We start from the raw sequence: 11,991 nt of genomic DNA, 5'->3' as shown, positions 1-11,991 counted from the left end.
AGGTTATTTTTAAGAAATATTGAAAATTTAACATTACAAATTTCAAGAAGTTATTTATATTTTTTTAATTTTCATTTTAATTTAGGCTACAAATAATTATGTAAAAAATTGACAATTGTAGCCTAACACATAAAGAATTCATTCGATTAAATTAAAATGATGGCCGACGGTAAAAAATATAGAATTTCTACTAAAAACTTTCAAATATTCCCTTTTGGAATGCTTGCAACTTACTATATCTTCATTAAAGACTCTGAATTTATAAATAGCAATTTGAAAACAAACATAGCAACAGGAATGGCAATTCTTTCATTAGTTTCTTTGTATATTGTCTTAAGGAGGCAATATAAAGAAGGTCAAATAAAAAAAGTGAAACAAAAATTACTTTCGTTTTCTCTTTTTATTTGTATTTCTACGGGGGCATTTATGTATTATCATTTTTTCGTAAATTAAAACAAACTCAAAGTTTGTTTTAGATAAGAACCTGGAGTTTTCACTTCAGGTTTCTTGTTATAAACGGCACGCTTTATGAATTAATCTGTATTTTTAAATCATAAATTTCTACCTATGAAAAATTTCTTGATTCTACTTATCTGCCTTTTAAGTTTGAACTTATTCGCCCAAAAGAAATATGACAAATTATGGGATAAAATTGAAATTCTAGAAACTAAAGATCATTCTAAAGATGCTTATGAGTTGGTTTTAGAAATTTATGACAAAGCCAAGCGAAAAAACAATCAAAAGCAAGCTGCAAAAGCATTCATCTACAAGTCGAAATTTGAATTGATGCTGAAAGAAAATAGTGAAAACGATGTCTATCAAGCATTTTTAAAAGAAATTAAATCTCAAAAATTCCCTTTCAAACAAATCTTGACTTCACATTTAGCCGAAAGCCTGAATGAATATTACAATAGCAATTACTACAAAATCAGAAGACGAAGCGAAACCAATAGATCTTCTGAAGACTTTACAACTTGGAGTGAAAACAAGCTTTACCATCAGATCGACAGTTTGTACCAAGAGTCACTGAATCCATCATCTAAATTGCAAAAAATTGAGGATAAGGACTACAAAGACTTTTTAAAAATAGGCGATAATTACCAAAAATTCAGAACAAGTATTTACGACATTCTAGCCAACAGATATATTGAATTCCTAGAACAATACCGACAACCTTCTGAATTTAAATCATCGTTTAAACCTGAAGATTCTATTTTTTTAGCGACAACAAAAAACTTTATTAAATTAAATATAAACACAGAACAATCGACAGCTTCTATTTTCAAGCAATTGAAAATATATCAGAATTTAGAAACTTTCCATTGGCAAAACAATAGCGAATTATCTGTATTTTCTTTGGCTTTAGAACGTTTAGAGTTTTTAAAAAACAATGGTGATTTCGGTGATAAAACAGTCGAATTATATATCAAAAGTCTTCAAAGTTTAAAAAATGAATTCGACGAAGATTATTCTAAAGCAAGCATTCTTCTGAAGTTAGCAGAATATCACGAGCAATTTGCTAACAAAGAAAATTACCCCGATTTTAATAAAAAGAGTGTGAAATTAGCTGAAGAATGTATCGAAACATATCCAGAATCTCAGTTATCTAGCCAAGCCCGAAAATTGATTAAAAAGATAAAATTCCCAGACCTAGAAATCACTAGTCAAGAAATCATTTCTCCAAATCAAATGTCAAAAGTTTTGGTGAATTTCAAAAATATAGACAGTTTAGATTTAGAAATATACAAACTCTCTGCAAAAAATTCGTTTTTCGACGAAATTTCAAAATATGATTACAAACAACGAGAATCGATCATTAAGTCTTTTTTCGAATCGAACACAGCAGAAATAAGCAAAACTTACAAATTACCAAACCAAAACGATTATTTCAACTATAGCACAGAAGTGCTCATTCCAGAACTTGAGAAAGGGCAATACGTATTAAAATTTTCAGAAAAATCGAACTCGGACGTGATTTACGATGAATTTAAGTATCAAATCGTAAAAGTGTCTGATTTGGCTTTTCAAATTCTAATAAAAGACAATTTCATAGACTTTCAGCTGGTCGAACGTCTGAATGGCAAACCGATTGAAAATGCACAAGTTCATTTAGAATTCAAAAAAAAACGTAGCGATAAAAGTTTTGTAAAACCTACCAATAATAATGGAATTGCCAGATTTAATTTTGAAGAACCTTACCAGCCTTACCAAATCACATTTATCCACAACCAAGATACGCTAAGCACCAAAGATTCCTACTCAAAACCCTATGAAAGACAAGCTTCAAATTCTGATGAGGGTTTGCAGATATTCGCACAAAGTATTACTGATAGAAGTATTTACAGACCAGGACAAGAAGTGTTTTTCAAAACTTTTGTCCATTCCATAGAAGAAAACCAAACATCTGCTGTAGAAGACTTTTCCGTTCAAATTTTACTTTTAGATCAAAATCAAGATGTGCTAGACTCGCTTCAACTCAAAACGAATGAATTTGGTAGCGTTCATGGCAAATTCAAAATTCCGCGTGGTCGGAATTTAGGTCAATATTCTATTGAAATTGACGAAGATTTTGATAATAATGATTCGTTTTATGACAAATATGATTATTTCGATTTTGAAGCTAAAACTGCCAATTTCAATGTTGAAGAATATAAACGTCCAAAATTTGAAGTTGACATAAACGATCTGAAGACCACATATAAATTGAACGACAGTATTAATATTAGTGGCAAAGCGCAAGCCTTTTTTGGCGGTAATGTTTCTAATGCCAAAGTAGAATTTACTGTTGAAAGACGAATGAATTACAACCCGTTGTATCGCCAAACACGTTATTTTGAATCAGTAGAGCCAGAAAGAATTGCTGCTGGTGAAGTTGAAACCGACCAAGACGGTAATTTTGAAATCATATTCAAAGCTGAACCCGATAGGACTGTCGATAAAAAATTCTTACCAATTTTCGTTTATCAAATCAAAGCTTCGGTTACGGATATTAATGGTGAAACCAGAACCGCTGAAAAAAATATAAACATCGGTTATCACGGTCTAAACATAGATATTCTTACGGAAAACGAAATTACTGAAGGTCAAAATCAGGAGTTTCAGATTACTGCAAACGACTTGAACAAAAACAAAAAAAACATTGAAGACACTTTAAAAATTTACCGTTTCAAAAGTCTGGATCGAAAACTTAAATACAGACCGTGGTCGCCACCAGAAATTCAGCAAATTCCATTCGAACAATTTACAGAACTTTTCCCTCATGAAGCTTACGATCAGAATGAACTAGAAAAACTGAATGAAATCGATACTCTAGTTTCACAAATTATCGTCGATACTGACAAAAAAAATATCTTTAATTATGATGAAAAATTAAATTTAGAAAGCGGAAAATACCAATTAAAAATCGAAACCAAAGATGAATTCGGTATCGAAATAGAAGCGAAACAAAACATCAATTACACTTCCAAAACAGATGCAGAGCTTCCGCAAGAAACTTTCACTTTAGAAGCTGAAAGTTTAGAAAATTCAAATGGAAAATTTGCTCAACTCAACATGCAAAGCGATGCAGAAGAGCTTTATGTGTTTTTAGAGATTTCCAATCAAAACGGCTTTTATGAGCGTCGATTTTACACCTTAAAAACCAAGCTTTCAAAACAAATCAAACTGCCAGATAACACAGAAAAAGCGCAAATTCAGTGGAGTTATATTTACGGAAACCAATGGCAAAGCAATTCAAGAAACATCGATTTCAAAACGAAGAATAGTTCAATACAAGTTGAAGTAATTTCTCACCGCAACAAACTTGAACCTGGTAGTGACGAAACTTGGTCGCTAAAAGTTACGGATGATACTAAAAATCCAGTAGCTGCAGAAGTTGTTGCCAGCATGTACGACGCATCTCTAGATGATTTCAGACCACACCAATGGCGAGTAAAATTCGAAAAAGAAGATTACAACCTTTATAAAACTTTTGGGAATTCTAACATTTATAGCAGAGTTTTCAGTATTTCCAGTTTTACGACACTCAACAGAAGTTACTTCAGTTATAGAAGAAGCTTAGCAGCACCAACTTTAGTAAAATTAGAGAATTTTGGTTATGATTTTACAAATCCATTTGAAGCACAAAATGAATATGTCAAAAAACTAATCGCAAAGCTAAAAACAAAAATAAAATTCAAAAATGGAACTGTGAGCGGTTATGTGTATGATGAAGACGGTTTACCAGTTCCAGGTGCCAACATTTTAATTAAAGGCACGAATCGCGGCACTCAAACCGATTTTGATGGTTTTTATGTAATAAAAGCCAATAAAGGAGACGAATTAATTGCTGAATCTATTGGCTACGCAACCCAAACAACTACAATCTATAACTCGGGGATAAACTTTACACTAAAAGTCAATTCCGAAAGTCTCGATGAGGTTATTGTTACAGGATATGATGATGAAAGTTCATTTGCTATGAAAGGAGCTGTGTCAGGAATTCAAGTTGAAGATGCAGAAGCTTCACCAACTCATAATTCTTCTGTAACTATAAGAGGCAACGGAAGTATAAGTGGTGGCAAAACCCCATTATACGTTGTCGATGGTGAAATTGTTTCTGGGGAAAACTTTAGAAATTTAAATCCAAACAATATCGCTGAAGTTAATATCTTGAAAGGCGAAGAAGCCACCTCTTTGTATGGCAGTCGTGGTGCCAATGGCGTTATTCTTATCAGTTCAAAATCTGGTGATGCTGAACTGGAAGCTGCTTTAAAACAAATCAAACCCAGAAAAGATTTGAAAGAAACCGCTTTCTTTATGCCACAATTATCCACAGATAAAAACGGCGAAGTTATATTCAATTTTGAAAGTCCTGAAGCTTTGACCAAATGGAAATTTCAAGCCCTAGCTCACGATAAAAAAATGAGAAGTCATCGTACAGAATTGAATGTCGTAACTCAGAAAAAACTGAATATATCGCCCAATTTCCCAAGATTTTTCAGATCGGGAGATCGAATTTTCATTTCGGCAAAAATCACAAATTTGACCGATGAAGCATTAAATGGTATGGCACAACTTTCATTCAAAAATGAAATTACTCAAGAAAGTATAAACATTATCAATTCAGAAGATTCCCAACGAGTAAATATTCCTGCAAAAGGCAGTAAAAATGTAAGTTTTGAACTCAAAATTCCTGAAAATATTGAAGCTGTTCGCTACAAAATTATAGCCAAAGCTGGACAATTCACAGACGGGCAAGAAGATGTAATTCCAGTCTTGAGCAACAAAGTTTTGATCACAGAAACCTTACCGATTTGGGTTGAACCTAACAGTAAAACTGACTTTACATTTTCAGCAATGAAAAACAATGATTCAGAAACTTTAGTTCACAAAAGTTTGACCTTCAATTATAATATGAATCCAATTTGGACGGCATTGGAAGCGCTGCCCTACACCATGGATTTTCCCCACGAATGTAGCGAGCAAACTTTCGCCAAATTATATTCGAATTTGCTTTCAGTGAAAATTCTAAACACGCATCCCGATGTTCAAAATATTTTGAAACAATGGCGTGATTCTGAAAATGAAACCGGCGCAATGTTCGAAAACGAAGAGTTGAAACAAATTCTAATCGAAGAAACACCGTGGTTACAAGAAGCATTGGATGACGATGCCCAAAGAAAACAATTGAGCAAACTTCTGGACAAAGACAAAAACGAACAGAATATCCAGGAGTTAATATCAAAATTGAACGCCATGCAATTGCCAAACGGCGCATTTCCATGGTTTTCTGGTGGTCACAAAAACTTCTTGATTTCTCAACATATCTTAGCTGGTTTTGGACATTTAGAACAATTGGAAGCCTTCGACATCGAAAATTCAGAGGCAGAAAATATGGTTAAAAAACTAGTCATGTTTTTAGACAAAGCTTACCAAGATGATGAAAATAAAAAGACAGAGTATCAAACACTGCATTATCTATACAGCCGAAGTTTTTTCAAAACCTACAACAAGCCAACAATTACAAAACTTGCAGCAGAGTTTCTAGATGCTCATCAAGACGATTGGATCTCTTTTAGTTTTAGTCAAAAACTGCTCTTCGCCTTAATTTCAAATAGATTTGGATATGACAATTTAGCTAAAACGGTGCTGGAAGCTTTGGAGCAAAATGCTGTGATAGAAACGGACAAAGGCATGTATTGGAAAGAAAATTTCACCAATTACAACTGGCAAAATTCGGCTATAGAAAACCAAGCATTGGCGGTGGAAGCTTTTCGTGAGATTTTAGAAGACCAACAAAAAACAAATCTTTTGAAACAATGGCTGATTCATTCCAAAAGAAAGGCAGCTTGGCCAACAACAAAAGCCACTACAGAAGCCATTTACGCACTTATGTTGTCTGGCAAATCTTGGACAACTTCAGAAAAAATACCGAGTATAAAACTTGGCGATATTTCAATTGAAATATCGGAAGAAGAACGACAAAGTAAACGCATCAAAAAAGTATTTTCTGCAGAAAATATTCAGCCTGAAATGGCAAATATCGAAATAAAAAACAAAAGCGATTCTCCACAATTTGGTGGTATTTTTTGGCAATATTTAGAAAATCTGGACAATGTAAAATCTTCTTCAAGTGAATATCTTCAAGTTGAAAAAGAATGGTTTGTGGTGAAACAGACTTCAGATGGAGAAAATATGATTCGGCTTCAAAATGAAAGTTTGAAAATTGGTGATTTGGTAAGAATCCAGTTGACAATAAAAGCTAAAGACGATTTCAATTTCATTCACTTGAAAGATTTGCGAGCTTCTACTTTTGAACCAACCGATGTAATTTCAGAATACAAATACAAAGATGGTTTACGATTTTATCAAGTGACCAAAGATGCGTCGACCAACTTTTTTATTGATGATTTGCCACGCGGTACTTATATTCTAGAATACGATTTGCGAGCGAATCAAAATGGAGATTTTACAGGTGGACATTCAAATTTACAAAGTATGTACGCTCCAGAATTTAGTGCAAGAACTAAAGGCGGCAGAATTTTAGTTGAAAAATAAGGTGTTAAATTAAACTTTACAAATATTTCACTTGAAGAATGAAAGCCAAAATTTTGAATCGGAATGAGCAATAAAATCCCTTGAAGTTTTGTTGGTGACGCGAAAAATTTCAAATTCAAGGTTGAACAAATCTTATTTTAACATGAATAATTTTCAAAACAGACTAACAATCGTTAGTTTTGTTTGAAAATAATATCAAAACACATCGATGGCTACATTTTACCCATTAGAAGTCAAGTCAGTACATAAAGAGACAGATGATTGTACAGTTGTTTCTTTCAATGTTCCTGAGCATCTGAAATCAGAATTCAAATATCATCAAGGACAGCATCTTACATTGAAAAAAGACATCAACGGAGAAGATGTCCGCCGATCTTACTCTTTGTGTTCCAGCCCTGTTGACGATGAATGGCGCGTTGCTATAAAGCAAATTTTTGAAGGTAAATTTTCTAGTTTTGCCAATTCAGAATTAAAAAGCGGCGATATTTTAGAAGTTATGCCACCAAGTGGAGAATTTGGCATTAATATTAGTGAAACTGAAGAAAAAGAGTATTTATTTTTTGCTGCAGGAAGTGGAATAACACCAGTTCTTTCGATGATTAAAACCCATCTGGCTAAAGAACCAAATGCTAATTGTAAGTTATTTTACTTGAATAAAAATGCTAAATCTATTATATTTAAGGAAGAAATAGAACAATTACGCAATCTTCATTTTGGAAGGTTTGAAATATTTTATTTCTTGACAAGAGAAAAGCGTGATATCGAATTGTTAAACGGAAGATTCACACCTGAAAAAATACAACAGTTATCTAGTGGAATTTTCGATATTGATCATGTGGACGAAGTTTTTATATGTGGACCCGAAAACATGATATTCATGATTCGTGACGAAATGGTTAAACTTGGTTTAAGCAAATCACAAATTCACTACGAATTGTTTGTCACAGGTCTTTCAGAAGAAGATAAAAAACGTGCTGAAGCCGCTATGGCTAAGCGAAAAGACGGTACAAAAATTACTGTTTTAGATGGTGGGAAAGAATTCCACTTTGAAATGACTAAGACAGATGACAACATTTTGGATGCTGCGCTTGCCGCTGGCGCTGACCTGCCATTTGCATGCAAAGGTGGCGTCTGTAGCACTTGCAAATGTCAAGTAAAAGAAGGAACTGTTGAAATGAAAGTCAATTATGCTTTGGAAGAGGAAGAATTGAAACAAAATTTTATTTTGAGTTGTCAAGCTATCCCGACTTCAGATCAAGTTATTGTCGATTTTGATGTTTAGCTGTATCGACTTCAAAGATTTTAAAATAATAAAAATTAGAATGCTATGAGTAATGTAGAAAAGAATACAAGTCAAAACGAAAAAAGTAAAAGTTTAGAAGATATTTTTGAAGCAAAAATTGCTCGCGATGAAAAAATAGAGCCGAAAGATTGGATGCCTGAGAAATATAGAAAAACACACATTCGTCAGATTTCTCAACATGCACACTCAGAAATTGTTGGTATGTTGCCAGAAGGAAACTGGATTTCTAGAGCGCCATCACTACGAAGAAAAGTAGCTTTATTAGCAAAAGTTCAAGATGAAGCTGGTCATGGATTATATCTTTATTCAGCTTGTGAAACTTTAGGTATTTCTCGTGAAGAAATGTATGAACAGTTGCATTCTGGAAAAGCAAAATATTCTAGTATTTTCAATTATCCAACGCTAACTTGGGCAGATATGGGCGCTATAGGTTGGTTGGTAGACGGTGCAGCCATTATCAATCAAGTTCCTTTATGTAGTACTTCTTTTGGACCTTACGCCAGAGCAATGGTTCGCGTTTGTAAGGAAGAAAGTTTTCACCAAAGACAAGGCTACGAAATCATGATGACACTTTGCAATGGTACGCAAGAGCAAAAAGATATGGCTCAGGATGCCTTGAACCGTTGGTGGTGGCCTTCATTAATGATGCTTGGTCCAACGGACGATGAATCCATCCACACAGAACAATCGATGAAATGGAAATTGAAACGTAAAACCAACGATGAGTTACGTCAGCAATTTATTGATCAAACTGTACCGCAAGCCGATATTTTAGGTTTGAAAATTCCTGATGAAGATTTAAAATATAATAACGATACAGGACATTATGATTTTGGAAAAATAGATTGGGATGAGTTTTGGCAAGTTGTCAAAGGTCACGGCCCTTGTAACAAAGAGCGACTAAAAGCTAGAAATGAAGCTTGGGATAATGGCGCTTGGGTTCGAGATGCAGCCGTAGCTTATGCTGAAAAACATACAGATGACGAATCGATAAGAAAAGCAATATAGTTTCAAAATGTTCAATACTAAATATTGAATTCATCTATAATGTCTATGAAACTTATTTAAAATAAAATGGAATGAAAAAAAATTGGCCCCTTTGGGAAGTATTTGTTAGAAGTAAAAACGGTTTGGAACATCGTCATTTTGGAAGCTTGCACGCTCCAGACGCAGAAATGGCTATCAACAATGCTAGAGATGTGTACACTAGAAGAAATGAAGGTGTCAGTATTTGGGTAGTTGAATCCAAAAACATCAAAGCTTCCAATCCAGAGCACAATGGCGAAATGTTTGAACCAGCGGCTGACAAAGCTTATAGACATCCAACATTTTACGAATTGCCGGATGATGTAGAACACATGTAAAATCTAATCGGTTGATAAATTTTAATTATTTATAATAATGACAAACGAAAATTTAATTCATTACATACATAGCATTGCAGATAATTCTTTGATTTTGGGTCAACGCTTATCTGAACTTTGCGGTCATGGTCCAACTTTAGAAACCGATATTGCTATGACCAATATCGCTTTAGATTTGTTTGGACAAACTAGGAGTTATTTTCAGTATGCCGCTGAATTGTCTAATGAAGATTTAACCGAAGATGACATTGCTTTTTTAAGAAAAGAGCGCGATTATAAAAATGTATTGCTTGTAGAACAGCCTAATACTGATTTTGCATATATCATAGTGAGGCAATATTTCTTTGATGTTTACCATTATTTACTTTTGAAGCAGTTGGAAAATTCTAAGAATGTTAATCTTCAAAATATTGCTAAAAAGAGTTTAAAGGAAGTTGCTTATCATAGACGATTTTCTGGAGATTGGTTGAAACGTCTTGGCGATGGTACCGAAGAAAGTCATGAACGTGTGCAGAAAGCGATAAATGATTTGTGGGTTTACACCGATGAATTATTCCACATGAATGAAGACGACAAGATTGTTGCTAATGCAGGTTTTGGTGTAGATAATTCAAGCTTGAAAGATGAATATTATCAAATTATTTCGGACTTAATCAAACAAGCTACGCTTGAGGTGCCAGAGATTCAATATTTTCAAAAAGGTGGTAAAAAAGGCATTCATACTGAACATATGGGTTATATTTTATCCGAAATGCAGTACATGCAATTGGCTTACCCAAATATGAAGTGGTAGAACAGATTATAGATGTTAGACGTTAGAATTTAGACTGATAATTTTTTTATTTAAAATTCATAACTCTTTTAGTAAATGACACAAGAAGCAGACATAGCAACAGAATTACTACCCATTTTAAAATCAGTCTCTGACCCAGAAATACCAGTATTGAGTATTGTAGATTTAGGCGTGGTTCGCTCTGCCTATTTGCTAGAAAACAATAAAGTTAAAGTAGAAATTACGCCGACATACAGCGGGTGCCCGGCTATGGATGTCATTGGCGATGATATTAAAACTGCGCTTAAAGAACATGGCTACGAACCAGAAGTTAAGCTAATTTTATCTGAAGCCTGGACAACGGATTGGATGACTGAGGAAGGCAAAAAAGCATTGAAAGATTACGGCATTGCGCCTCCCGTTGATCCTACATCTGACAAAGATGCGCTTTTGGGAAACAAAAAAATCATAGAGTGTCCACAATGTGGTTCCAAAAACACGCAATTGGTAAGTCAATTTGGGTCTACAGCTTGCAAAGCCATGTTCAAGTGTGAAGACTGCGAAGAAACCTTTGATTATTTTAAATGTTTGATTTAGTCTAATCGCTTACATTTTCAAATAAAAATCCTCAACCAGTTCTATATATTCTGTTGTGTAATTATGTCGACTGATTTCAATGGTGAGTTCATCTATTTCTATTGATGATTTCTCTCGACAGAAATTAATTAAAGACCTCTTTATTTTAGAATTAAACTGTCCCCTCACATTCAAAATTTGGTTTGGAAACAAATTGAATTGTGTGGCCATTTCAATAAATTCTTTTTCCCTTTCATAAGGAATAACAACTGCAAAGTTTCCAGTTAAAGTCAAAAGTTGGTTTACACCTTTTAGTAACTCTTCAAAACTTAATTCAGATTGACTCCTAGCTGTGTTTCGCTCTTCAGTGGAAATATTCTCGGAAACTTTAAAAAACGGTGGATTACTGATGATTAAATCATATTTTTCATCCATTTCCTTAGAGAAATTTTTGAAGTCAAAATGATAACAAAATAACCGATCGCCCCAAGGACTGTTCTCAAAATTATCTACACATTCTTCATAAGCTGCGGAATCTAGCTCTACAGCATCAATGGTTTCTGCAAAGCTTCTTTGCGCCATTTGCAATCCTAAAATTCCTGTACCTGCGCCAACATCTAAAATACTCTGTGTTGATTCTGGAATATTAATCCAAGCGCCCAAAAGCACAGCGTCCGTACCAATTTTCATTGCCGATTGAGACTGCTGAACTTCGAATTCTTTAAACTTAAATACTTCTGTCATTTTTTGGCTTAAAATAAAAAAAGCACGCTTATTTACAAACGTGCTTTTTATTCAGTTATGAAAAATATTATTTAACGATTAACTTTTTAGTGCTTTGTCCGGAGTTGGAATTTACCTTTACTAAGTACACTCCTGAATTCAAACTTCTTGCCTCTATATTTATTCGGCCTGATTCTGATTCGTATTCTTTTGAA

The 11,991-nt window shown here is 33.9% G+C and carries 8 protein-coding genes; 6 read left to right on the top strand and 2 right to left on the bottom strand.

All coding sequences use genetic code 11. The annotated features are described in order from the left end of the window. Window positions 1–567 precede the first annotated feature (567 nt). From EIG86_RS13860 to paaD, 6 genes are all read left to right on the top strand, one after another. Complete coding sequence (locus EIG86_RS13860) at window positions 568–7,038, top strand: alpha-2-macroglobulin family protein (protein WP_127846781.1); 6,471 nt, start codon at window positions 568–570, stop codon at window positions 7,036–7,038. 208 nt (window positions 7,039–7,246) lie between these two features. After that, the gene (locus EIG86_RS13855; RefSeq protein WP_127846780.1) at window positions 7,247–8,320 is read left to right on the top strand and encodes a 2Fe-2S iron-sulfur cluster-binding protein; all 1,074 of its coding nucleotides are present in this window, start codon (window positions 7,247–7,249) and stop codon (window positions 8,318–8,320) included. Window positions 8,321–8,365: 45 nt separating this feature from the next. Further along, entirely contained in the window at window positions 8,366–9,349 is a 984-nt protein-coding gene (gene paaA, locus EIG86_RS13850; RefSeq protein WP_127846779.1) for a 1,2-phenylacetyl-CoA epoxidase subunit PaaA, read from the top strand. 71 nt (window positions 9,350–9,420) lie between these two features. After that, window positions 9,421–9,705, top strand: a complete 285-nt coding sequence (paaB, locus tag EIG86_RS13845; RefSeq protein ID WP_127846778.1) for a 1,2-phenylacetyl-CoA epoxidase subunit PaaB — start codon at window positions 9,421–9,423, stop codon at window positions 9,703–9,705. Window positions 9,706–9,742: 37 nt separating this feature from the next. Beyond that, the gene (gene paaC, locus EIG86_RS13840; protein WP_127846777.1) at window positions 9,743–10,498 is read left to right on the top strand and encodes a 1,2-phenylacetyl-CoA epoxidase subunit PaaC; all 756 of its coding nucleotides are present in this window, start codon (window positions 9,743–9,745) and stop codon (window positions 10,496–10,498) included. A 75-nt stretch (window positions 10,499–10,573) separates the two neighbouring features. After that, the gene (paaD, locus tag EIG86_RS13835; protein ID WP_127846776.1) at window positions 10,574–11,074 is read left to right on the top strand and encodes a 1,2-phenylacetyl-CoA epoxidase subunit PaaD; all 501 of its coding nucleotides are present in this window, start codon (window positions 10,574–10,576) and stop codon (window positions 11,072–11,074) included. A gap of 9 nt (window positions 11,075–11,083) precedes the next feature. On the opposite strand, the gene EIG86_RS13830 is transcribed toward paaD, so the two are convergent. Both EIG86_RS13830 and EIG86_RS14365 read right to left on the bottom strand, forming a co-directional pair. After that, window positions 11,084–11,797: a tRNA1(Val) (adenine(37)-N6)-methyltransferase gene (locus EIG86_RS13830; RefSeq protein WP_127846775.1), complete on the bottom strand. Its 714-nt coding sequence runs from the start codon at window positions 11,795–11,797 to the stop codon at window positions 11,084–11,086. Between the two features lie 67 nt (window positions 11,798–11,864). Further along, window positions 11,865–11,991, bottom strand: a 127-nt coding sequence (locus EIG86_RS14365) for a T9SS type A sorting domain-containing protein (protein WP_157983142.1), incomplete at its 5' end; no start/stop codon positions are given.

It is taken from the genome of Psychroflexus aestuariivivens (assembly GCF_004010055.1).
In the GTDB taxonomy this organism is placed as follows: Bacteria; Bacteroidota; Bacteroidia; order Flavobacteriales; family Flavobacteriaceae; genus Psychroflexus; species Psychroflexus aestuariivivens.
The sequence above is the reverse complement of the archived record's forward strand: the minus strand, read 5'-3'. Positions and strand labels throughout refer to the sequence as shown.

Coding starts and splice junctions, on each gene's coding strand:
- EIG86_RS13855 (WP_127846780.1), top strand. CDS start 7,247: ATGGCTACATTTTACCCATTAGAAGTCAAGTCAGTACATAAAGAGACA.
- EIG86_RS13830 (WP_127846775.1), bottom strand. CDS start 11,797: ATGACAGAAGTATTTAAGTTTAAAGAATTCGAAGTTCAGCAGTCTCAA.
- paaD (WP_127846776.1), top strand. CDS start 10,574: ATGACACAAGAAGCAGACATAGCAACAGAATTACTACCCATTTTAAAA.
- paaC (WP_127846777.1), top strand. CDS start 9,743: ATGACAAACGAAAATTTAATTCATTACATACATAGCATTGCAGATAAT.
- EIG86_RS13860 (WP_127846781.1), top strand. CDS start 568: ATGAAAAATTTCTTGATTCTACTTATCTGCCTTTTAAGTTTGAACTTA.
- paaB (WP_127846778.1), top strand. CDS start 9,421: ATGAAAAAAAATTGGCCCCTTTGGGAAGTATTTGTTAGAAGTAAAAAC.
- paaA (WP_127846779.1), top strand. CDS start 8,366: ATGAGTAATGTAGAAAAGAATACAAGTCAAAACGAAAAAAGTAAAAGT.